General features: G+C 38.9%; 23 protein-coding genes. 10 read left to right on the forward strand and 13 right to left on the reverse strand.

Going from position 1 to position 24,026, the window contains the following annotated elements; genetic code table 11:
• Window positions 1–27 precede the first annotated feature (27 nt).
• The 4 genes from nusA to VHO47_05450 all read right to left on the reverse strand — a co-directional run bounded on the left by nusA (window position 28) and on the right by VHO47_05450 (window position 5,744).
• The gene (nusA, locus tag VHO47_05435; protein HEX2978536.1) at window positions 28–1,095 is read right to left on the reverse strand and encodes a transcription termination factor NusA; all 1,068 of its coding nucleotides are present in this window, start codon (window positions 1,093–1,095) and stop codon (window positions 28–30) included.
• A 765-nt stretch (window positions 1,096–1,860) separates the two neighbouring features.
• Window positions 1,861–3,369 carry a clostripain-related cysteine peptidase gene (locus VHO47_05440; protein HEX2978537.1) on the reverse strand — a complete coding sequence of 503 codons (1,509 nt, stop codon included), beginning with the start codon at window positions 3,367–3,369 and terminating at the stop codon, window positions 1,861–1,863.
• 50 nt (window positions 3,370–3,419) lie between these two features.
• Window positions 3,420–4,580 (reverse strand): ComEC/Rec2 family competence protein, encoded by a 1,161-nt coding sequence (locus VHO47_05445; protein HEX2978538.1) that lies wholly within the window; start codon window positions 4,578–4,580, stop codon window positions 3,420–3,422.
• A 99-nt stretch (window positions 4,581–4,679) separates the two neighbouring features.
• Window positions 4,680–5,744: a glycosyltransferase family 10 gene (locus VHO47_05450; protein ID HEX2978539.1), complete on the reverse strand. Its 1,065-nt coding sequence runs from the start codon at window positions 5,742–5,744 to the stop codon at window positions 4,680–4,682.
• 250 nt (window positions 5,745–5,994) lie between these two features.
• Between VHO47_05450 and VHO47_05455 the strand changes: the two genes are divergently transcribed.
• The 5 genes from VHO47_05455 (at window position 5,995) to VHO47_05475 (ending at window position 9,822) form a co-directional block, all read left to right on the forward strand.
• Complete coding sequence (locus VHO47_05455; protein ID HEX2978540.1) at window positions 5,995–7,971, forward strand: sodium-translocating pyrophosphatase; 1,977 nt, start codon at window positions 5,995–5,997, stop codon at window positions 7,969–7,971.
• Window positions 7,972–8,408: 437 nt separating this feature from the next.
• Window positions 8,409–8,789 carry a hypothetical protein gene (locus tag VHO47_05460; protein HEX2978541.1) on the forward strand — a complete coding sequence of 127 codons (381 nt, stop codon included), beginning with the start codon at window positions 8,409–8,411 and terminating at the stop codon, window positions 8,787–8,789.
• Between the two features lie 13 nt (window positions 8,790–8,802).
• Window positions 8,803–9,120 (forward strand): hypothetical protein, encoded by a 318-nt coding sequence (locus VHO47_05465; GenBank protein ID HEX2978542.1) that lies wholly within the window; start codon window positions 8,803–8,805, stop codon window positions 9,118–9,120.
• Between the two features lie 35 nt (window positions 9,121–9,155).
• On the forward strand, window positions 9,156–9,479 hold the full coding sequence (locus VHO47_05470; protein HEX2978543.1) for a hypothetical protein: 324 nt from the start codon (window positions 9,156–9,158) through the stop codon (window positions 9,477–9,479).
• A gap of 31 nt (window positions 9,480–9,510) precedes the next feature.
• Window positions 9,511–9,822: a hypothetical protein gene (locus tag VHO47_05475; protein HEX2978544.1), complete on the forward strand. Its 312-nt coding sequence runs from the start codon at window positions 9,511–9,513 to the stop codon at window positions 9,820–9,822.
• A 41-nt stretch (window positions 9,823–9,863) separates the two neighbouring features.
• On the opposite strand, the gene VHO47_05480 is transcribed toward VHO47_05475, so the two are convergent.
• Window positions 9,864–10,502: a thioredoxin family protein gene (locus VHO47_05480; protein HEX2978545.1), complete on the reverse strand. Its 639-nt coding sequence runs from the start codon at window positions 10,500–10,502 to the stop codon at window positions 9,864–9,866.
• Window positions 10,503–10,947: 445 nt separating this feature from the next.
• Between VHO47_05480 and VHO47_05485 the strand changes: the two genes are divergently transcribed.
• The 5 genes from VHO47_05485 to VHO47_05505 all read left to right on the forward strand — a co-directional run bounded on the left by VHO47_05485 (window position 10,948) and on the right by VHO47_05505 (window position 16,380).
• Window positions 10,948–13,461, forward strand: coding sequence for a ribonucleoside-diphosphate reductase subunit alpha (locus VHO47_05485; GenBank protein HEX2978546.1), 2,514 nt, complete (start codon window positions 10,948–10,950; stop codon window positions 13,459–13,461).
• A gap of 12 nt (window positions 13,462–13,473) precedes the next feature.
• Complete coding sequence (locus VHO47_05490) at window positions 13,474–14,478, forward strand: ribonucleotide-diphosphate reductase subunit beta (GenBank protein ID HEX2978547.1); 1,005 nt, start codon at window positions 13,474–13,476, stop codon at window positions 14,476–14,478.
• Between the two features lie 71 nt (window positions 14,479–14,549).
• Entirely contained in the window at window positions 14,550–14,846 is a 297-nt protein-coding gene (locus tag VHO47_05495; GenBank protein HEX2978548.1) for a nucleotidyltransferase domain-containing protein, read from the forward strand.
• Window positions 14,834–15,271 carry an HI0074 family nucleotidyltransferase substrate-binding subunit gene (locus VHO47_05500; protein HEX2978549.1) on the forward strand — a complete coding sequence of 146 codons (438 nt, stop codon included), beginning with the start codon at window positions 14,834–14,836 and terminating at the stop codon, window positions 15,269–15,271. The genes VHO47_05495 and VHO47_05500 overlap by 13 nt, the downstream gene beginning before the upstream one ends.
• A 26-nt stretch (window positions 15,272–15,297) precedes the next feature.
• Entirely contained in the window at window positions 15,298–16,380 is a 1,083-nt protein-coding gene (locus VHO47_05505) for an HD domain-containing protein (GenBank protein HEX2978550.1), read from the forward strand.
• A 17-nt stretch (window positions 16,381–16,397) separates the two neighbouring features.
• On the opposite strand, the gene VHO47_05510 is transcribed toward VHO47_05505, so the two are convergent.
• From VHO47_05510 to VHO47_05545, 8 genes are all read right to left on the reverse strand, one after another.
• Complete coding sequence (locus tag VHO47_05510) at window positions 16,398–17,006, reverse strand: hypothetical protein (protein HEX2978551.1); 609 nt, start codon at window positions 17,004–17,006, stop codon at window positions 16,398–16,400.
• A gap of 54 nt (window positions 17,007–17,060) precedes the next feature.
• Complete coding sequence (locus VHO47_05515; GenBank protein HEX2978552.1) at window positions 17,061–17,855, reverse strand: ABC transporter permease; 795 nt, start codon at window positions 17,853–17,855, stop codon at window positions 17,061–17,063.
• Between the two features lie 12 nt (window positions 17,856–17,867).
• Window positions 17,868–18,806 carry an ABC transporter ATP-binding protein gene (locus VHO47_05520; GenBank protein ID HEX2978553.1) on the reverse strand — a complete coding sequence of 313 codons (939 nt, stop codon included), beginning with the start codon at window positions 18,804–18,806 and terminating at the stop codon, window positions 17,868–17,870.
• A 205-nt stretch (window positions 18,807–19,011) separates the two neighbouring features.
• The gene (locus VHO47_05525) at window positions 19,012–19,818 is read right to left on the reverse strand and encodes an aminoglycoside adenylyltransferase domain-containing protein (protein HEX2978554.1); all 807 of its coding nucleotides are present in this window, start codon (window positions 19,816–19,818) and stop codon (window positions 19,012–19,014) included.
• A 102-nt stretch (window positions 19,819–19,920) separates the two neighbouring features.
• Complete coding sequence (locus VHO47_05530; GenBank protein ID HEX2978555.1) at window positions 19,921–20,640, reverse strand: site-2 protease family protein; 720 nt, start codon at window positions 20,638–20,640, stop codon at window positions 19,921–19,923.
• Window positions 20,641–20,692: 52 nt separating this feature from the next.
• Complete coding sequence (locus tag VHO47_05535; protein HEX2978556.1) at window positions 20,693–21,841, reverse strand: glycoside hydrolase family 3 protein; 1,149 nt, start codon at window positions 21,839–21,841, stop codon at window positions 20,693–20,695.
• 20 nt (window positions 21,842–21,861) lie between these two features.
• A complete protein-coding gene (locus tag VHO47_05540; protein HEX2978557.1) occupies window positions 21,862–23,304 on the reverse strand; it encodes a hypothetical protein in 1,443 nt (480 codons plus the stop codon).
• A gap of 122 nt (window positions 23,305–23,426) precedes the next feature.
• The gene (locus tag VHO47_05545) at window positions 23,427–23,954 is read right to left on the reverse strand and encodes a hypothetical protein (protein HEX2978558.1); all 528 of its coding nucleotides are present in this window, start codon (window positions 23,952–23,954) and stop codon (window positions 23,427–23,429) included.
• Window positions 23,955–24,026 lie beyond the last annotated feature (72 nt).

Raw genomic sequence — 24,026 nt, forward strand, 5'->3', positions numbered from 1 at the left:
GTCCTTAATTGGAGTAAAAATTATTACTTATTCGATCGTACCATTAGACTCATGGCCTAAGTCAATACCATGATCACGGGTTCTTTCACCCTGAACGAGATTCAGATTAAGACCAACAAGTTGCGACGCCAATGCAATGTTTTGGCCCATCTTTCCTATAGCGAGCGATCTTTGATCTTCATCAAGCCACACTTGAGCATTTGATCCGTCAACAACCTCAACACGGCTTATTACCGCAGGTTTCAGCGCATCGGCTATCATATCATCAACAGACTCGCGCCAAGGGATAACGTCAATTTTTTCACCGCCCAATTCCTTGAGGATTGGCTTAATGCGGACACCGCCAACACCAACGCAGGTGCCAACCGGATCAATATTCTTATCGTGAGAAATGACAGCTACCTTGGTTTTATACCCGGGAATACGAACTATCTTTTTAATCTCAACGATTTTTTCAAAAATTTCAGGAATCTCTAGCTCAAAAAGGCGACGTACAAAGTCTGCAGACGCACGGTCCAAGATGAGTTGATAGTCATTGCGAGGTTCTTCTAAAACGTCCTTTAAAAGGGCGCGGATAGAATAGCCAACAATGCATTTATCGGTTGGGAGCGAAAGAGAATTGGGTAAAAAGGCTAGGGAGTCGTCCAACTTGAGGGACATGCCATTGCGCTCGCATTTGTGTATCGTGCCATGAACGATCGTGTCTTTGCGGTCTTTGTATTCGTTGAAAACAGCAGCTGCTTCAACGCCACGAATTTTTGTCGCTATAACTTGCTTTGCGCGCAAAATTTCAATGCGTCCAATTTTTCCATCAAAGGGAACTACTAGGTCCGTTCCTAGTTCTGCTTCAGGGTTTATTGCCCTTGCTTTTCTTAGGGAGATCTCGGCATCGTCATCTTCAACGGTTGTTACTACTTTTTTCTGAACCCTGGTCTCAATCTCATCCGTTTTGCGGTTATATGAAACCTGAAAAACAAGATGCGGAAACCGCTTGTTGTAAGCAGCCAGCAATCCATCGCAAATAATTGAGCCTAAAAGAGTTCGGTCGAGGCCTTTTTCTTCTACTAGCTCCTCGATGACCTGAGAAAGTTTCACATGATTCCTTATGATCCAAAATTTTACAGTGCATTTACGAGTCTAGCAAAAAATTAAGAAAATGAAAGCATGTGGGGCACTTTCTTTTGGCTGACTATCATATTGTTATTTAATATAAAAGTTCTTTTCGTAATAGTAATAGGCAACCCCTAAAATTGTGGATAACTTTGCTCGTTTTTTATCAAATAGCCCTGCTGGAAGGGACACCTGGGGACCAGTCGATTGTGGATAACCTGTGGATAACCTGTGGATGGATTGTGGACAGCTTTCTGTTTGTTGGCAAGTACACGAATGGCTAAGTATTTCGGATGGGCTATGCTTGAGATGTGCCAGTAGATGTGGGTTTTTTTGGGTATACCTCATTTTTTGGGCGCACTTATCCACAGGTTATCCACAACTTATCCACAGGTTATCCACAATTTCTGCGTGTATTATTTTGATAAGCACTTAAATGCACTTGAACTCGTAGTCAACCGTGGCTTTCGGGGCGTTTGGCCGCTCTTTGTTCGCCCCACGTGCTCGTTGATTGGGGGGTTGATAGCAATCCGAAATCCGCTTAGGGTGTGCCCTTTTCCCGCATGATTTACTTGGTGGTTTTTGCTATTGATGTTCTTGCGGCGGCGCAGGGCCTGGTTTTTGCAGATATCATTTTATCTAATTAGAAATAAAAAAAGATTTTAATCTAGCAGTGCGCCTTGGGTTTAATTATGTGCGCATCAAAAGGGTTGGGCTACCGCGCCATCACGGTAGCCCAAGAAAATTATATTATTGCCCGGCAAGGTACGTTGTGAGGAAATTAAACCACGCATTCTTTGAGGCGAATTTTGTCCGATGATACGAATTGTGGAGGCCTCGCTCCGGAAAATAGATCGATATGCCTTTTGCCTGGTTAAGATTTTTGCCCGTCGCGTTGGCAATTACAACGCCATTAATAATAGCCAAGCCATCTTGCAGGTGCTTTCGCAGAATCATTGCGGCCGCTCTTCCTTTTTGTTCGTCTCTAAATTTAAATAGATGAAGATTTGCAAGAAGATTTGAATAGAGGTGGTGTTGATCCAGATAGCTTGGTTCATCGAAGTGTGTACAGAGGAGTTTGTGCCGTGCCGATTTTATCACATCTCGAACTGCTGTTCCGTGTTGCAGTGTGAGGCATTCTGTTAGCAGCAGGCCTACGAAATGAACATTTTGTTCGAGCGCGCCCAGTTTATCAAGGTAGAGCGCCGATTGGGTGTAATCGTTAGTGATTGTGTTATAGGTTTGTTCATAGGCGCTGACAATTTGTTTGGCATACGCAAATGGATTGAGCGATTGCTCAACGACCGGCGAAAGAATTCGGCGATAATCGTATCCAGGGCCGAGAACAACTTCTTGAGAGCTTACCATTATTTGTGAATAATCTTTGATAATATTTGCAACTTCAAGCATCGACATTAAACAAGCGTCGAAGGCGACAATTGCAAATTTTTTCCCACCCATGAATCGTTGCGTAATTTCTTTCAGTGCGCGTTCGAGACCTTGGTTTGAGATATAGTGGCCGGTGATATCATCAAAGCATATTGCGCGCGGATCGTTGTCTTGCGTTGCTTGTACAAAATCTAAGAATGGAATGGTTCGATCTAGCTCGATGAGTTGTGTTTCGGGATTGAAATAGAAAAGCTGGACAGGATTAATGCTTCGCGGTCTGCCAATATCTATGATCCCTGTTCCATGATTCCAGAGGATTAACATATAGTTATGTGCAGGATAGTTTTGAATCGCCCATCCGCAAAAATCTATGAGCGTTTCTGGCGATCCGCTGTCCATTCGTTGAGTCGCGGGATCGTTTTGGTTTTTTACAATTAATTTATCGCGTTCAATGTAATAGCGCTTGGTAACTTTATTGTGCGCTCCTATCACGGTATCAAGTTGTGTAATCAAGTTAACGCGTGCATTAGAGCCAACATCCGATTGTTGTTTTAGGTTTTTACGTGCATATGGCGCTAAATCGTTTACTGCCGCCATATAGGTCATAATCGTCCATTCTTTAGGGACGCGTTTTTGATTTTCGGTAATATGCTGATCTGGCGATGCTGCAGGTAATTCCAATCCTGCCGGAGCATTTAACGCGTGTATTGCTCTGGTCGCCGATGCGATCGGTTTTTTTTGTTGTTCTAAATTATTTAATGGAATTCTGGCGTTAAAAGAGATCGCGTTCGTTGTATTTGCATGCGTGAATTGATGTGCCGCGAATAAAATAAAAAAAACTATGTGTGAAGAGTTAAATACCTTTTTCATCCTACCCCCTTAATAATTAGTTCAAGTCTACGTGAGATCGAGCGAAGAGCTCAAGGCTTTTGCTGCACTCTTCTTTTCTCGCGCATCTTGAGCTGATTAATCCATGAAAGGAGAAAGGTAATTCCGAAACTCAGCTGGAAATCCAGAAAAAAAAGTTGGCTAGGATTAAATAGTAATACTATTAAGCTTACGAAAATAATTGCATGAAGCGTATGCGATTGCATGCTAGTTAAAAGAAAAAATCTATAGCAAAGAAACGTCAAAAACGCTCTAAAGAATGAGATGCTGTTCCATGTAAGAAGAAAATACATAATGGTGAGCAGCAATAAAATGAGTTGCTTTGCAATGAACGCCAGCGGAATAAAGCGAAGCATGTATTCCCAAACCATGATAAATATAACCAGATGGAGCCCAGATCTTGCTAAATAATGAGAAATCCCCCAATATTTGCACGATTGTTTTAATGCATCGTTTTCATTTTTATTTATTTTTCGATTTCCCAAAAAGAATGCAGAAAAAAAAGTAAACGTTTTTGCCGACATTCTACTTCTTAGGCGAGAAAATAGAAGCGTCTTTTTTTCATACAACCAGCGCTTTATAGAACTTGTTGGTCGATGCAAAAGTTTCTCGGCATTTAAATCGCGTACCAGGGTTCCAATCGTATTTTCCTTTTGTAGATACAGTTGGATCGATGGTTTTTTGGGTTGATTTATCCTAACATCGGGCAATTCTATTTGATCATCTACGGTAAAATGAGATTTTTTCGCACTATAAACGTAAATACTTTTTCCCGTTATTTCTTTTATTAATGAATTATCTTCAGTGCGCGCTTCTGTTATTGCAATTGATGTAAGTTGTTTAAAACGGGGATGATCTAAACTATTAATATCGGTAATTGTGCCGCGCAAGCACATAAATTTTCCTGCAATCAAAGCGGTATTTCTTTTGTAATCACCAATTGTTTTTTCATAGTGATAAGCGCCGAGGCTAAAAAAAATGCCAATGAGAATTACCCACGCGTAATCATAATCTATTTTTTTTATGTAAATGAACCATGCTTGAATTAGTATAAGAGGCAATACGATTGCGCATGAAACAATACACGGAATTAAAAAAGAACTGGCAATAATGCCTAAAATAAAGGCACATAAAAGCCAAAACAGTGCTGGGACATAAAAAAAGAATGATAAAAAATGAAACGAATAGTTCATAGCTCTTGATTTAGGTAACTACGAGTTGAGCTTTGAGTATATCATTTTTTAATTAATGTTACAGGCAGGAATTTTCAATAGTAAGCGACGGCAAATTACTTAATCTAATGCGATTAATTTTTGGCATATTTGATCATCAAAAATGCGGCTTCGATCATAGTTGGGAATAACAAATTTTCCGAGCGTGTCGATAAAAAATTCAAGAGAAAATTTAAATCCTGCATTGCTCGCTAAAAAATTTTTAATATTGGCCAAATAACACTCATATTCTTGCTGGGGAATCTCTTGAATGAATTTATAAACTTCTTCGGTACTACTAAAGCTTCGGCGATCAATAAAGCAATTTGAAGGTATGAAATGAGTAATATTTTCTGCACCCCAGAAAATTGGCACGCAGCCCGCGATAAAACAATCAAATATTTTTTCGCTAATATAACCATTAATGTTTTTTGAGTTCTCGTAGCAAAAAGCAAATTTATAATTCTTAAGTACATCTTTCTTCGTTTTTACGATGCCTTTATAGTTGCGGAAAACATTGGATGGCCAATGCATTCCGTAAAAATCAAAATCATTTGTCGGCTGCGTTTCAAAAAATTTCACAACATTAAAACGTTCTGTATAAAGCTCAAATGGGGATGGAAAATATTTATTTGCCGATATTTGAACGCATAATTTTTTTTCATGGAAAGGGACAACCGGATCAATCATCTCTAGGCACATTTGCGGGTAATAATACTTTCGATAATGGTTGTATCCAACAAAATCATCGATCATAGTGTACACGCGGCAATAGCGATCATGTTTGCGCACATCATAATCAAAAGGTAACACCGTTGGCGGCTCCCATAAAAGGCAGATGCACTTGTTTGGATCGTGCAGTTTTAAATAATTTTCATCATATAAATAGGGGACATCAAAAATAATAATGCGATGCGCATCGGGCAATGGCTGCGAAAGATCGGTGGGGATAAGATCGCAATCGTGCTTTTTAAATGTTTCAATCATTATATCGATGGCTCGTTGTTGTTCCCGCGGCCTACCGGGCGCCCAAGGGTTATCATCTGATGAAAATATTGGAATCTGGGCAATATAGATTTTGGTGTTTTGCGCGAAAACAGCGCTATTTAAGGAAAAAGCGAGAAAAAAAACAAGTAAAAATCCCATAGAAGGGTCCTTTTTGCGTAAACTTGTGCCAGATATACGAAAATAAATTCACCTTGTCAATCAAGCCCCGATTCCTCCGCCCATAGACGATTATAGGCCCCCTTGATATACTTTTCTTTTGTTGAGTATTTAAAAATAACGTTCATTAAGGCTAAAACCAATAGTCAAAAGCAGCTTTACAAGGTAGATCTTTGCGTTTACGCTAAATGAATATCGTTTTGTAATTTATTTCAGTAGGAGTATTCATCTTATGGAACTGCTTGGTTATTATGGAATAATTGGAGCAACCGGCTTGTTTGGCATTGTGGTAATGCTTTATCTTTTTAATAAAATTACCTCAATCACGGTTGACAATGAAAAAGCTAACGCTATTGCGAAGTTGATTCGCGATGGTGCGATGACCTTTCTTACTGAAGAGTATAAAATTATTTCCGCTGTTGCGCTTGTTGTCGCGGCGGTGCTTGCATACATGATGTCTCCAATTGAATCGGGAGCGTTTATTTTTGGCGCAGCGCTTTCATTGCTTGCTGGTTTGATAGGCATGAGAGCTGCAACGCTTGCAAACGTTCGCACAACGATGGCTGCAAAGCAATCGGGTGAATCTCAAGCGTTCATGATCGCTTTTTTTGGAGGCGGCGTTATGGGATTTGCAGTAGCGAGCTTTGGTCTTTTAGGGCTCGGAGTTCTTTTCTATATGTTTTCAGATAGCCCACATTTCTTGCGCATTCTTACCAGTTTTGGTCTTGGTGCCAGCTTGGTTGCATTTTTTGCGCGTGTTGGGGGTGGTATCTATACCAAATCTGCCGATGTAGGTGCTGATTTAGTTGGTAAAGTTGAAGCGGGAATTCCAGAAGATGATCCACGCAACCCTGCTGTAATTGCTGATAACGTTGGCGATAACGTGGGCGATACTGCTGGTATGGGCGCGGATATTTATGAGTCGTACGTTGGCGCGACGCTTTCTGCAATTATTTTGGCTGCAACCATTCCAGAATATAATAACTTCCATTATTTGATTTTTCCTCTTTTGATTATTTCATTTGGCCTGATAGGTTCAGTTGCAGGGCTTGTTATTAACTCATTCTTAGATTTACATCCTGCTGCAAAGCTTCGTAATGCGAATTTTGTTGCATCTGCTGTACTCGTTGCATTAGTTGGTGTTTATCTGCATGTAGCACAAATGAATATGCTTCTTTTGGGTTCTATTGTTATTGGTTGCTTGTCTGGCATTATAATTGGTTCAATTACCGAATATTATACCGGCGGTGCACCAATTCGTAGATTGGCAGATATATCTCGCTCTGGCGCTGCGACTAATTTAATTTACGGATTATCGGTTGGCATGGAATCCGTAGTATTGCCGGTGCTTGTCTTGGTTCTTGCGGTATTGCTTTCATTCTTCTTTGGCGGTGGTCTTTTTGGTGTATCGCTTGCTGCGCTTGCTATGCTTGCGACCGTTGGTATTTCAATGACGGTCGATGCGTATGGCCCAATTGCAGATAATGCTGGTGGTATTGCTGAAATGGCTGGCTTTGGAAAAGAAGTGCGCGCAATCACCGATAAACTTGATGCGCTTGGAAATACGACTGCTGCAATGGGTAAAGGTTTTGCAATTGGTTCCGCATTGCTTACGGCACTCGCATTATTTTCTGCATACGCAAAAGAAGCCGATTTGGCAGTTCTTAATATTTTAGATCCTTATGTTCTTGCAGGGATGTTTATCGGCGGCTGCTTGCCATTCTTGGTTTCAGCTCTCACAATGCGCTCTGTTGGGAAGGCGGCTCTTGAAATGGTGATGGAAGTTCGCCGTCAATTTAGAGAAATTCCAGGTTTGATGGCGGGTACTGCGCAGCCAGATTACAAACGTTGCATAGCAATCAGTACCAAAGCATCGCTTCGCGAAATGCTTACCCCAGGACTTATTACTTTAATGCTCCCTCTGGTTATTAATTATTTCATGGGCAAAGCTGCCGTTGGTGGATTGCTTGTTGGCGCTACCGTAGTTGGTATTATGCTTGCGCTCATGATGGCAAATGGCGGCGGCGCATGGGATAATGCAAAAAAATATATTGAAGCTGGTAATTTTGGCGGAAAAGGATCGGATGCGCATAAAGCTGCCGTTATTGGCGACACGGTAGGAGATCCTTTTAAAGATACATCTGGCCCATCACTTAATATTTTGATTAAATTGATGTCGATTGTATCTTTGTTGTTAGTTTCAAAATAAAAAAATAGAATATTTAAAAAGAAAAGCCTGATCTAAAAGTCGGGCTTTTCTTTTTACTATAACCAGGGAGTACACATGAAATATCAAATATTACTTGTAATGTTGCTGAGTAATTTTGCACACGCAATGGAAAATGATTCAAGTGAATTTTTCTAGGGTTTAATAAAATTCATTAGAATGTTAGCAAAGTATCAGAGCCCCGCTTGCGCTAAAGCTTATAGTGATCTGACGAAGTCCATTTCAAACCCATTGCATAGAGTAAAAGATGAGGATAGTCTTTCTATTTTAAATGGGCATCAATTGCTCAATCCCGAAAACCATACCGTTAAAGAGGATATTAGAGCGCTTGTAAAAAAGCATGAAAACGAAAAGTCCTTGAATAAAAAAAAAAGAAAAAATAAAAATTGTTAGAATCTATTTTCTCACAGAATAAAGATATGAAGAAAATAATTTTAATTCTATTGTCTCTATTTGTGCAGGCATATTCTATTGAAAAAAAACCGGATACTATCGGGTTTGGTAAAATTCTTAAAGAGGTTATTGCGTCGCGCGGCAGCAATCTGGTCTACAGCATGGTTATTCATGAACATTGCGATTTATACTCGAATCCAGAAAAAACGATCAAAAATCCTGATGCAAAGAAGTATTTCGACGATTTGATTCTTTTGGAAGGGGATAAAATTTCTGCGCAAGCGCGCGTAAAAATCAACTATAATCCTGAGATAAAGCCCGGCCATTGGGAAGCTTGGAAAATTGACGTACATTTGAATGAAATTGTAGAGAATGAAATTCAGGAAAAAATAAAACAAAATAAATGATCAAAAAAGACTCATGAAACACAAACTAATTCTCGCATTTATTTTTATAAGTAGCGCATTATGCGCAATGGATAATCAGAAAACCGTTTCAAAACAACTTTTATGGTTTATTGAGAGTATTCTACAAAACTCCAAAAGTGATTTGGACTCTAAAAAAGCCTTTGATGATTTGCAGAAATCGGCTTTAAGCTCAAAGTATAAAATTATTGATAAAAATAGCTTAAAGATTTTAAGAACGTATGAGCTACTTGGTCATGATGAGGATGCGATCTCTGAACCAATCAGAAGCATCGTAAAAGAAAATTTTCTGAAAGAAAACAATAAAAAATAATGTAGACAATTATTGTTCATTATAGAGGAGAATGCATGAAGAAAATAGTAGTGGGTATATTGTTGTCTATTTCCGTTTTGCAAGCGGATGACGCACAAATCGAAGCTAATTTCAGATTATTGTCGAAAGAATTAGACGAGTTGCGCGCAAGCGGTAATAATTCAGCTGCAAGCCAAGAATCTTTTGATGCATACACGGCCTTATTGGGTTTTTGCGAAAAACAGCTACCAATTCCAGAAAAAGCTCTGAAGAAATTAAAGAAACTTAATTGTGTTGATGAAAATAGAAATATGCGGCCGAATGTGTGCTCCATTATACAAAGAGTAATAGAGGAAGCTGAAGTCGAGCAAAAAAATTAGTTTAGGAATGATACTTTTTAAGGAATAATCTATGAAATATTTTGCATTCGCGTGTCTTTTATATTCATCTATGTCTTTCGCAATGGCTGTACGATTTTTTCCACCTGAAGAAACCTTTAAAGTTATAAAGCAGCTTTCAGACGAAAGCACAATGGATAGTGTAAGCAAATTAGCGCTTAATCAGGTTTGGTTATGTGAAGAAGATGGGGCTCATATTATTACTAACGATGAGGTTTTAGAAAAATTAAAGTATATGGATATGTTGGATGCTTCAGGAAAGCGAGTTCATATTCAACATATTGCAAACCTTGCTCATTTGCGAATTCCAAGAAATCAGAATTAATTGATAAAGCGCCTGGTTTTTGCCAGGCGCTTTTGTTTTAATTATTTTGTATCAGCTGGGCAAATAACTGTTCGCTTAGCAGTAACTTTAGTGGTCATTTTTTTACCATTAGCTCGCGTAGTTACTTTTTTTACCGCGCGTCGTTCAACAGCAGCAGACGGTTCGTGAGCCATTGCTTCTTTTCTCATCATTTTCTTTTCGCTTGCAGCCATTGGCATTGTAGCAACTTTTTCAGTTTTAGCTGCAACAGGTGCTGGCGATTGAGCTGCTTTTTTTCCGCTCAGCTTGCTGACGTGTCGCTCAAGCTTTTCTTTTGTGATCATGCCACGATGCAGCATATCAGCGCTTTTGCCATTTGCGTCTACGAAGGCAAAGCTTGGCAGAGCTTTTAGTCCATGCTCTTTTTTAAGATAAACGGTTTCTTGGTTATCCGCATCGACGACAACAAAAACTACATCTGGATATTGAGCTATAACTTGTTCAATAATCTCGTAATTTGCTTTGCATGCGCCACACCAATCTGCTGAAAATACAATGACGTGCGGTTTTCCTTTGGTCAGTTCTTCGTAATGCTTTTTATTTTTTACTGTTGTTGCTCCACGTACGCTTACTGCATCAACAGTGCCGGTTAATGCCAAGATACCGACAAGTGCTGCCATGCGCTTGAAGTACATATTCATAAAAACTCCTTTAATTAAAAATAATAATGCAAGGGTGATGATCTTCATCATAAAGAAGTTAAAAAAAATTGGTCAAGCATTGTTGTAATTGCACTTAAAAAATTGCTCAAACTGAAAAATAAAACAAAATTTTTTAAAAAAAATTTTAGAATATATTTTCTGAAAAAAAATAGTTTATTTCGTTTGCGTATGGGTTGTCATCATGTTAAAGTAAGTTTATGAAATTACTGATCTGCATACTCAAGTTGTAATATTGCTACAGGTGACTTTTTCTAGTTGCCGTATTTTTTTTGTACATGATTTGTTGAGTGAAAAAGGAATGCTTTTAAAAAAAGCGCGGATGGATATTTTTTTACCAAAAAAAGGGGAAGGAGCGGAAAAAGAATGAGTAGTCACGAGTTGTGAGTTGAAAAAAATTACGACCGATCGGATCGAGAGGACTTATATGGAAACCATTAATAACAGGGCAGTGACGGTTGCTATGGGGGCAACTTATAATGAGTTGAGTGTTACTAAGCGCAATGGAAGCTTAGAGCAGCTTGATCTTGAAAAAATTCGATCATGTTTTGTTCGTGCTGCATACGATTGCATGGATAACGTATCGATCGATATGCTCATAGCTGAGGTTGTGCGTAACGTTTATGATAAAGTAAAAACAGAAGAGGTTGAGTCTGCGCTTATTTTATCTGCCGTTGCATTTATCGAACAAGATCCTGCTTACGATAAAGTTGCGACACGTTTATTATTGCAAAAATTATATCGTGAAGTGCTTGGACAGAGCGTTAATCCTGCCACTCTTGAACATGAATATAGGAATGCATTTATAAAAAGCATTTATCAAGGAGTGAAGGGCGACGTTCTCCATCAAAAATTGCTGGAATTCGATTTAGAGCGCTTGGCAAATGGATTGCATATTGAGCGAGATCATCTTTTTGTCTATTTGGGGCTCTCAACTCTTTATGAACGTTATTTTTATAAGATCGATAAAAAGCGTTATGAGTTACCGCAAACGTTCTGGATGCGTGTAGCAATGGGGCTTGCGCTTAATGAACCGAATAAAGAAGAAAAAGCGCTCGAGTTTTATGAAACATTTTCATCATTGCGCTATGTTTCTTCTACACCCACACTTTTCCATTCAGGGTATAAAATTGCACAATTGAGTTCCTGCTATCTTTCTACAGTAAATGATGACCTTGGGCACATTTTTAAAGTGATCGGTGATAATGCTCAGCTTTCAAAATGGGCTGGCGGGATTGGAAATGATTGGACGAATATTCGTGGGACTGGCTCATTTATTAAAAGTATTCATGCGACAAGCCAAGGGGTTATTCCTTACTTAAAAATTGTGAACGATGTCGTTATTGCAATTACCAGAAGCGGTATTCGTCGTGGCGGCACATGTTCATATTTAGAAACATGGCATATCGATGTGGAAGATTTCATCGATTTGCGGAGAAATACTGGTGATGAGCGACGTCGCACGCATGATATGAATACAGCAAATTGGATTCCAGATTTGTTCATGAAGCGCGTTATGCTCGATGCAGATTGGATGCTTTTCTCACCAGACGAGGTTCCAGATCTGCATGATCTGTACGGTAAAGCGTTTGAAAAGCGCTATGAAGAATATGAAGAAAAAGCGCGCGCGGGTCAAATAAAATTGTTTAAGGTCGTTTCTGCTCAAAAATTATGGCGCAAAATGCTCAGCAGATTATTTGAAACTGGCCATCCATGGATCACATTTAAAGATCCATGCAATATTCGTTCGCCTCAGGATCATGTTGGTGTTGTGCATAGTTCTAATCTCTGCACTGAAATCACGCTTAATACTTCTGCCGAAGAAACGGCTGTTTGCAATCTTGGATCTATAAATCTCTCTGAGCATATTATCAACGGGCAACTTGATGTTGAGATGCTTGCTAAATCGATACGCACTGCAGTTCGCATGCTTGATAACGTTCTTGATCTTAATTTCTACCCAACTGCCGAAGCGCGTAACTCAAACTTACGACATCGTCCGATAGGTCTTGGAGTGATGGGTTTCCAAGATGCGCTTATCAAACTCGATATTCCGTTTGCATCTGAAAAGGCGATTTGGTTTGCCGATTATTCTCAAGAATTGATTTCTTATTATGCGATTCTTTCATCGTCTGAATTGGCGCATGAACGTGGTGCTTACCAAACCTACAAAGGATCAAAGTGGGATCGCGGAATTTTCCCAATTGATAGCATAGATCTTCTCGAGCAAGAACGTGGCATGCGTATAGAAGTTTCGCGCAGTGCAGCTCTTGATTGGAGTTTAGTGCGCGAGAATGTAAAGAAACATGGGATGCGTAATTCAAACGTGATGGCGATAGCGCCGACCGCTACCATTGCAAATATTGCAGGTTGCTATCCAAGCATTGAGCCTCTTTATAAAAATATGTACGTAAAATCGAACATTGCTGGCGAATTTACAGTAGTAAATCGCTATCTTGTGAACGATTTGAAAAAAATTGGCTTATGGAATCGCCAAATGCTTGAGCAGTTAAAATATTATGATGGTGATATTACTCGCGTGCCATCTATTCCTGAGCATTTGAAAGAAAAATATCGCGGTGCGTTTGAACTCGATCCTATTTGGTTGCTTAAGATCACTGCAGCACGTGGAAAATGGATCGATCAAAGCCAATCGCACAACGTATTTATGAAAGGTGTTTCCGGAAAGAAATTAAACGATATTTATATGACTGCGTGGCAATATGGGCTTAAGACAACTTACTATCTTCGCACGCTTGGCGCGACGCAGATAGAAAAATCAACGCTCGGAACTGAATATGGATTCACGCAAAAACGTGAATATAATGATGATGTTGCAGAAGCAAATGCAAATAAAGCCAAAGAAATTGCGCAGGAAGCGCCAAAAACTGGTGCGTCTTGCAATCCGTTTGATAATGCTGAATGCGAATCTTGTCAGTAGCTAGGAGACACAATGGCAAAAAAAAGAATCATTAACGATTCACAAACAGATCCGAATAAAATTTTACCAATGACCTACCAATGGGCGCGTGAACATTATAAAAATGGTATCGCGAATAATTGGGTTCCAGAAGAAATTGCGATGCAACTGGATGTCGAACAATGGAAATCTCCGACCGCATTGAATGAACGGGAACGCCGTTTGATTTTGTGGAACCTCGGATTTTTCTCTACGGCAGAATCGTTGACCGCGAACAATTTGGTACTCACCGTTTATAAGCATGTAACAAATCCTGAGTGTCGCCAATACTTATTGCGTCAGGCGTATGAAGAAGCAATTCATACCGACACGTTTATTTATTGTTGCGATACGTTGGGACTGGATCCTGATGAGATTTATAATATGTATAACACCATTCCTTCTATTGCAGAAAAGGATGCGTTTGTTATTGAACTGACAAAGTCGATTTTTGATCCTGGTTTTGTAACCGAAGGAACAGAAAATATTCGCCGCTTCGTGCGAGATTTAATCGGTTTCTATGTGATCATGGAAGGGATTTTCTTCTATGCCGGATTTGCAATGATGCTTGCGCTTAAGCGTCAGGGCAAAATGGTTGGTATTGGCGAGCAGTTTGAATATATTATGCGCGATGAAAGTATTCATTTAGCATTCGGCTGCGATTTAATTAATACCATTAAAGCTGAAAATCCTGAAATCTGGACCGTTGCTTTTGAAGAAGAAATTATTGGCTTGATTAAAAAAGCGGTAATTCTTGAAAAAAAATATGCATTTGATGCATGCCCAGAAGGACTTCTTGGCATTAATGCGCAGCAATTTGCAGATTACGTTGAGCATATCGCTGATCGCCGCCTTGAGCGCATTGGATTAATGCGCGTGTATTTTAAAGAAAATCCGTTCCCTTGGATGTCTCTCTCAACAGATTTGAGCAAAGAGAAAAACTTCTTTGAAACGCGCGTGACTGAATATCAGTCTGCCGGCTCATTGGAGTGGGAATAATTAAATTGAATTGTTGAATAATATAAAAGGGACTCTTATTAACAGGGTCCCTTTTATAATTTAGGTGAAATATGAATAATGATGTAATTAAACAAAAAGATGTGATGATTAGATTGCTTGAAGCACTGTTTCCTCAGGTAAAGATATATCTTTTTGGTTCAAGGGCGAAAGGGACTCATCGGCCAAGCTCCGATATTGACTTAGCACTTGATGCGGGGCGCCAACTTTCTTTTCTTGAAATTGCGAAAGCAAAAAATGTTCTTGATGCACTCAATATTGCTGAAAAAATTGACGTAGTTGATATGCGTTCTATCCCAGAAGCATTAAAAGAAACTATTTTGCAGGAGGGAATAATATGGAAGAGTTAATTAGACGGCATAAGCAACTATTACAAGCATATGGCCGATTAGAGTATATGGTACAAACATTTATAGAGCTTTCAAAAGACGCAAAAAACCATTTATCAGAAGGTGAAGAAAATGAATTTGTTACGCATCGAGATGCGCTTATAAAACGTTTTGAAATTTGCTACGACCTGACATGGAAATTTTTTAAATTCTTGTTAAAAGAAAAATATTCTATTGATGTGGCGTCGCCAAGAAAAGTTTTTCAAGATTGCTATCAGCAAGGAATCTTGAATCGAGAGGAAACTGAAAATTTTCTTGATATGATCGATATGCGAAATCAAACAACACATGTTTACGATGAATCTGTTGCAAATGCTATAAGTAAAAAAATTGTAAACTATTACGAACTATTGATCAGCACCTCTGAGAAGATTAAGGTAGATTAAAGTTATTAATCGAAGTTTGGATAATCATGAAATTCCTATCTTGGGTATTCATACTGTCTCTATGGATGGCCAACTTATTTGCGTTAATTCGTCTTGAAGAGCAAGAAAGCTATCTTAAGCTCGAAACACTTTATGGTGAAACTATCATTCAAGAGCCCGTTCTTATCGAGCTGATACAAAGCCAAGCATTTGTTCGGTTAAAAAATATTCGTCAATATGGCGTTTTATGCCACGCCCGAAATGAGCCTGAATATACCCGCTGGCAACACTCGCTCGGTGTTTTCTTTTTAACGCGAAAATATGGTGCACCACTTTCGGAACAAATTGCTGCATTGCTCCATGATGTTTCGCATACGGTGTTTTCACATGTTGGCGATATTTTTTATAACAGTGATTATCGAACGGGAAAAAAATCATACCAAGATGAAATTCATGAACAGTATCTTAAAGAATCTGGCATAGATGCTCTTTTGCACAACTATGGTTTTGCTGAGGCATGCAGTGAATGCTCAAAAAATAATCAACGTTGTTTTGACCAGCCGCTTCCAGGTTTATGCGCTGATCGCATTGAATATAATCTAACTGGTGCATATATCGATCGCATGATAACCCAAGATGAATTGTGTGCAATTATCTCGCATTTGCATTTTGAGAATGATGAATGGTTTTTTGATGATGTAGATTATGCAAAAAAATTTGGTTTGATTTCGCTCAAATTATCAGAATCTCGTTGGGGCTCAACGTGGAGTGCCTTTATTGATTATTGCGCAGCACAAGCATTAAAGCGTGCTTGTATACTGGGAATTATTACAAAAAATGAGATTCAATTTTCCAGTGATGATATTGTTTGGGAAAAGCTTAAGCAAAATTCTGATGAAGAACTCATTAAATGGCTTTCTTTTGTAGAGTGCCCCAATCAAAGTTATTGTGTGTGCAGCGATGGGAAAAGCGATTTTTTTGTTTGCGGAAAATTTAGCGGCACCGATCCATTTGTATTGACTGAAAATCGAATAAGACGACTTTCTGAAATTGATTCCAACTATAAAACTGAATATGAGCGGGTGAAAAAATTAGTGAGAAGCGGTGCGCATATAAAACTAATGGCATAATATGTGCGCTGGTACTATCATTGGAATTCAGAAATCTCATGCCAGCGACAACCTTGCGCTAAGCTCTTTTGCTTCTCTGTTTGATGAACAGGTTTTGTCGCATATATTCGTTCGGCCAAACCGGGATTGAGCGATTCGAGACTCTTGGCATGCGAAAGATTTGTTTTTTTTAACTCATACCTCAAGCAAATCTGACTAAAAATTTTGTAAGTAAGCAGCTCATCAAATCCCAAAAAATCAAACATATTCGCTGATGCAATAATAGCTTTATCGTTATCGTCACCAATATAATTAAATTTTTTCATAATCGCAGAAACTTTTTCATGCCTAAAGCATACGTTCGGCTCTTGTGCATATTCAAATGTTGGGGCAATTACCTTATCCCAACTTTCAGCATTTATAAATTGTGGCATTGTAATTTTTTTATGAGCTTCTTTATCAACTAATTGAAAAGCCTTCATTGTAGGAGAAAAATCGAGATATTTTTGTTTAATAATTCTTGCTTGGCCATCAGTAAATTCAATTATAACAGAACCTTCGAGTTCGTTTTTATTTTCGATTTCCATGGCAGAGCAATTTGTAAAAAAAATAAAAAGTAATAAACGATTAATGCAATGTAAGTTCATATTATCCTTAAACTTAACCGGTTTTCTTTATATTTCCTTCTGAAATGCCAGCATTTAATCTGCTAACCGAGCAAGCCCTTTTTCTTTACTACGATTAAAGCAATAAACAAATAATATGATTGCACCGATCGCATAAAGAATGCCTAATGCATATCCTTTAATCAGATAAGACGTTGGATCTTTCTGATGCATTACATATCCTCGCATTCCCTGAAAGACATAACTCATAGGTAAAAAACTACTTATCATCTGGCCCCAGCGCGGCAATACTTCTATCGGATAATATGCGCCGCTAAAAGGCATTAAAAACCATCCAACCACAAATCCAAGTTCGGTACCCCGTTTTCCTAAGGTGATGACGACTTGCATGCAGGTGAACCCCAGCCAGATGCCGCAAAAAAAGAGGGGCGGCAGAAAAATCATGAATGTTGAGAGAAGATACCATATTGATACATCGTACAACATAAATATGACGAACATGCAAAAGATGGTAGTGATAGACATCATGATCGAATAGAATAATACTACGCCAATCATCCATTCAGTTATTGCAAGTGGCATAGAAAATATATTAACTATATTGTTCGACCAAAGTTCTTCGCTTAGGGCAAAACCTATTATATTGCATCCTCGCCCAACCACTTGCCATAAAAGAATGCCAAGCAAAGCAGCGGCTTCATAATTGGGAAGCTGTGTCGTTTGTGATTGCTGAATCCATGATCCTAAAAACCCCCAAATGAGCACATCAAGCAGAGGCCAATAAAATCCGGACAGCAGGTAATTAAGATCTCGTTTCCACATGCGCATATGCCGAAGTACTATTGCCCAAATTGGTGCAAATGAAATCATGAAGCTCCCTTTTCACTTAGCAATGCTCAAGAAATAATCTTCGAGCGTAGGCTTATCGATTGAAATATTTGAGTAGAAAATTTTGCGCTCACTCAAATTTGCGAGAAACTGTGCGATAGCATGTTCATCAAGTTCAATCGTCAGATGTGCCTCTTGCGCAGTATGCGTTAATTGCACATTACGCAGATATGTAAGGGCACGATCAAGCTCACCAGAAATGGTTAAGTGGACGCGCACCTTGGATGTTGATCCTGCAAGTACCTCAGGTGTATCATCTGCGATAATGGTACCCTTTTTTAAAACCAGTACGCGATCACAAAGCTCAGTCACTTCATCCATGTTGTGTGAAGTGACCAAAATTGAAACGCCTCGTTCTTTGCGTTGCGCCAGAATAAATTGGCGTACTTCGTGAGCAATATCAGGGTCAAGGGAAGCTGTTGGTTCATCAAGCAACACAATTTCTGGATCTGAAATAAATGCCTTGGCGAGCATGACTCGCGTTATTTGACCAGCAGAAAGCGTTCCGGTTTGGCGATCACGCATATCCCATATGCCAAAAAATTTCAGAAGCTTTTCAATCTGTTGCTCGCGGCGTGGCTCTGCAATTCTATAAATACGCCCTACGATATCAAGGTTTTCAGTTACTTTTAATCGAGCAGGAAGTCGATCATAGCCACTTGCGTAGCCGATTTTTTTGAGCGCTGCAATGCGATGTTGTGCAAAGTTGGTCCCAAAATAAGTGATCGATCCGCTACTTGGCGTTAATGTTCCCATAAGCATTTGAATAGTGGTAGTCTTTCCAGCTCCATTCGGTCCCAGAAACCCCAGGATTTCACCCTTTTTGAGCTGAAAAGAGATATTATTCACCGCGGCATGGTGCCGTGGCGTTTTGATAGGCCATAGGCCTGAGGTAAATATTTTGGTAAGGTTGCTTACTTTGAGTACTTGCAAAAGGGTTCCTTAAATTGACGAGCGAGCGAAGCATCAATAATCTATCTCATTCTCATGCATTTTAATATCAGCAATCAGAATTAAGGCTCGCGGCCCGAAATCGATAAAATGATGAAATCAGAATTTTTTTAAGTATACCTATTTCAAGTGATCATTAAAGAATTTCAAGATGTGATCGCTAATTGTTGTAAGCGTTTTGTACGAATCAGGAGCATTCCATGATCGCACCAAAGTGGCCCTGAGTTTTCTCGATAACAAACGCAATAAACCTCGCAGTTTCGTCTAGCAAATTCATTTTTAATCCGTCGTGCCACTTTTCAGCCGCCTGTATAATTTTGCTCCAATGCGGAAACGTAATTTTTACCCAGGCTGCTGCTGTTTTTTTTGATGCGATTGCATCACAATTAATAGTATATAAAATGCGACACATAGTTAAAATCGCATATGATTGATGGTGGCTCTTTTCTAGGTAAAGTTGATCAGTTATTCTAGGCTTCCACTCTTGAAATAAATCGTTTATACACGCTTTTTTTACATCAACAATATCAATTGGTTGAGTGAGTGTTTTAAACTCTGGGCCTACCAGTGCAATCCCGTAATTATAAAGTAAATACTTATTAATGAGCCATTCATTTCCATATGGTGCCTCAGGATAGAAAATACCTTCTCCAAAATAAGGACGCGGTAATTTTGGTGGGTATATATCTTTGAGCATATCAACAGAAATATACGAACACTCAATGCGCTGTCCCCATTTTTTATGCGCTTTTCCTATTTTTTGATGCACTTTATTAATCTGTTCGATTTCGTTGTGTGAAACTGAATTTTTCAAAATCACCATCAGATCTATATCGCTGCTTTTTGGATTAAAATCTCCATACGATAATGAACCGGTTAAGTAGATACCAGTCAAATTCTTCCCGAAGATAGTTTGTATTTCAGTGATGAATATGTGCAACAGTTTATTTATGTCTTTGTATCGTGTGATATACGGTATAGTTGATTCACTCATATTAAATTGGCTCTGTTATTTTTGCGACCATAATAAAATAATCAAATAAATATTAACCCCTTCCATTCCTGAATAGTTCCTAATAAGTGTGGCCCTTGCTTTTTAAGCTTTTTTTCTTTTTTGTGATAATAAAATAAGCGATATGAAGAAAAAAACCATTGCATAATGCATGAATGTTATTTCTTGCGCAGTTAAATCACGCTTCATGAGGGCTTCTGCAGTAATTTGTACTGCTTGGCCGCCATCAAGCAAAGGAAGCGGCAGAAGATTAAAGAGACCAATCTGAATGCTTATAACGGCAAGCCATAGGAAAAAGAAGGCAGCGCTTTCGTTAAATTTTTGATGGGTCGTTGTAATAATTTCTGATGGGCCTAAGAGTTTCGCTCTTTTATACGCAGGGGAAAAGATACCGCCAAATTCTTTGAAAAGTTCTTTCATTTTTTTTAGCGTCGCATTCATAGCAAAAGTGAGGGAGCTGGCCTCTTGAGTAAAAAAAATAAAAAAAAGTAAAACGGCAGTGAGCAAAATATTATTAAAGATACCCGCAAGCGTAATAATCATTTTTTGCCAATAGGGCTTTTGGTTTAATTCGCGGGTTGCAATGCTTACGTACCCGCCTAATGGAATAAGGGCTATTTGGAAAGTAGTATCTTTTGGTTTGTATTGTATTAAAGCTGGCCCAAATCCGACTGAAAATGTTGGCGTTGGTACGCCAAATGCGTGGCATGCAAGATAATGGCCGAGCTCGTGAAAAAAAACGATAAAGCTTAATGCAAGTAACGTAATAATAGTCGCGCTTACGCGCTGCATTGAAATATTCATGATCCTATTCCCCTCTAATACTAACGTACAACAAAACGTGGGGAGATCTCAATTAAGCACGCATTTTCTGCAGGGTTATGGATTGCATTGCGGTATTTAAATCAATAACAGTTCTATTTTCAACACCAGCCGCTTCTTTTGCTTTTAAGATTTTCAAAACGTGTTCATCGAGTTCTTGCTGCGTGATTAAGTTTTCTTTGATAGCTCGTTCGATAAGTTCTACTGCTTGAGGAACGTCAACAGGGCACAATAGAATATCATTACCAGCAAGTAAGGCTCGCAATTCTATTTCTCCCGGCTTGTAGTGGTTCGTGAGCGCTTTCATGCCAAGTCCGTCGGTAATAATTAATCCTTCAAATCCCAAATCGTTTTTTAAAAACAGAATTACTTTTTTAGAAAATGTGGCAGGAATACGGTCTTTTTCAAGGGCGGGTATCTCAAGATGTGCGATCATAATGCACGGTATATTTTCTGCAATAAGTTTTTGGAATGGATAAAGTTCGTATTCGTTAAGACGAATGAGATCATGATTAATTATAGGCAGCTCGAGATGTGAATCGACCGAGGTGTCTCCATGGCCAGGAAAATGTTTTGCGCATGTTAAAACGCCTGCATCACGCATTCCCTGATTAATAAGCACGCAACAACATGCGACCTTTTCTTTATCTTTTCCAAAAGAGCGTTCATTAATAATCGGATTTAAAGGATTACTATTAAGATCAGCAATCGGTGCTAAGTTTAAATGAATACCGACTAATTTACATTGCCGGCCGATTTCGTATCCGATTTGATAGATATTTTCACTATTTTCCAATGCGCCAAGAATCTTTTGTTTGGGAAATGGAACCACTTGCGGAATTCGTTGATTCAATCCCCATTCGCAATCTTGGGCAATTAAAAGTGGTATTCGCGCTCGCGATTGATAGATGTTGATCGCAACTATTTGTTGCCCAAGGGTGCTATTGCCTAAAAAAATGATTCCCCCAATTGCGTAATCAGAAATAAGCATATCGATATGTGATCGATCGACGCGGTATGGCTCAAAATAACAATGAGTTGAGGTGAGTGCTCTTTCATTCGCGACTACAGCAACAATAAAAAGTTGCCCAATTTTTTCGCGTAAACTTAATGTTTGCAAAGTTTGCTCCGCCCATGAGGCTGAAAGTGGGGATGAAATAAGTAATAAAAATAAAAAAATCATAAACTTCTTTTTCATATTATTTAAAAGGAAGCGCCAGCTTTCATCCAAGCTCCCCAATTTGAAAGGGCAGTATTACGGGTTGGAAATTCGTAAAAACCGCCAATGCCTGCAAGAAAACTAAATGAGCAACGCTTGATAATCAGGCCAACGGCAGCGTGAACTTTATTAACAACGGCGGCGCGTGCTTGGGGTGTGCTAAAATTGAGATCGTTTATGGCAATCGGAATGAATGATGGATCGTCGCTTGCTTGATTATTAATGGTACTTTCGCTTGATGTTGTAAAGGGGGCCGATCCAGCGATACCATAAATGCCTGCGGGGAATGGTTCATCTAGCTCAACTTTTTCATTTCCATGTGCCCAAAGATTGTAGCCGATTTCGGCGTCAAAAATTCCTTTGTTGCATCTAAAGCCAGCGGTAAGATCGACGAAATTATAGGGATGTACCGTGGTTTTAAACGTGAGTACGTTAGGACCGGGGATATTGCTAGTTCCATCAGTTTTATTAAAGAGTAAATAACGGCTCCATGGTTTAAATAAAAGATCAAACGTACGATGTTGGCCACGACGAGCAAGATAAATATTTTCTATGTCGAAAAATAAGGCAAGCAATTTGCAGTCAGTATCGTTATTAAGCGGGAGTTGAAAATTTGCGCCGATGCCAAAACCAAAATGGCCATTGTATCCAAGATACGGATCAAAAACAAATTGAGCATTTTGGCCACCAGAAAGTGGTATCAAAAACAGTGAATAAAGCCCAACATGAATTCCATCTCTGGATAAAAAAGTGCATCCAAGTTTTGCAGTGATATCGGAAACGCCCGCTTTTTTTTGAGATTTTGGATTAAGCCGTGCATAGCGCCAAAGCCCTTGATCAAAAGCCGAAATAAGATCTTGATTATTTGGCCCCGGGTTTTGCACATTCGTTTGCGTTACTTGTAGATCATTTTCTATAAACTGAATTGGAATGGCGCATCCAAACCAAAATGGTTTAAAGAATTTATGTTTAACAAATCTTTTCAAATCTTGATTGTACTCAAGCCAAACGCCCCCCTGTTGCTGTTTTGGGTTTATAGCGTACGTTCCTGAAAAGTTTGGTGGAAGCCCTATCCACTCTGCTCGCACATCGCGCAGTGTTGGTTGAAAAGCGGCATCCCCTTTTACAACGATAGAACTCAAGCGATTGAATAAAAAGTAAGCAGCAATTTTCTCCATTGGTTGTGATTGTTGGTACATTCCAATCGTTTGTATGCTGGTAGACCGTTTGCCACATTTTGCGTAGACAAAATCGCGCCATCCGTTCGCCCATTGCGCTGCAATGTTTCGGTAAAAAGGGCGGGTCATCATAAAAAACTGAGCAGTTTTTTCGTGTTCTTCAACAGGCTGGCAACGAGATAGGAATTCAAAGCAATCGTCGATTGAATAAGAAAATTGATGGACGATAAGCGAAAAGAGTACAGCCATCCTAAAGCTCTTCATTATGCGGACCTTTTTTTTATATCGCTTCATCAAATTAAGTTTAAGATAGCTCTTTTAGAAATACAAGAATGCCACTAGTTGCGAAATCCTAAATATGGCACTGTTTGCTACAAATCTTCTTCTGAAAATTCTGCTTGAGAGAGAAAATCATCATAGGGATGGGGAGTTTTTATTTGTTGGTGGGCATTCATAATAAAAAGAAGCTTTGCTACTCTTGTGTGTTTCGCTTCGCTTGCAACCATAAACGGTGTTTGGTGCTTATTATTTTTTACTTTTAAATCGAGCGTGTATTTTTTTTCTAGTTTCTCTATATGTGACATTAGACCATTTTCAGCAAGAAGATGCAGTAGCTTTGATCCATCTTCTCGAACAATAAATCTATTAATGTGTTGGCTCGTAATGTCTTTTCGTTTAAAGCCCTTAAGAAAATTTTCACTATTACTTTTTTTATGTACTTTTGCTGTGTGTATTGTTGATGTTCCAAGATTTCTTAGGGTTTCGATTTTGTTTATTTGAGAAAGTATTTGCGGTGCATTTTTTTCAATCGTTTTTTCATAATTGCTTTCCATCGTTTTATTAGTTGAGTGGAAAAAAAATAACAGTATTGAAAAAAAATTTTGAATTGTTTTTTTCACTTGTAAGCCTCATTGATAACTAAGTTTGCGTCTCTGATGAAGTTGCAGTATAGAATAAATGTCTTTTAGTTT

This window comes from Candidatus Babeliales bacterium, assembly GCA_036260945.1.
Lineage (GTDB): Bacteria > Babelota > Babeliae > Babelales > JACPOV01 > JACPOV01.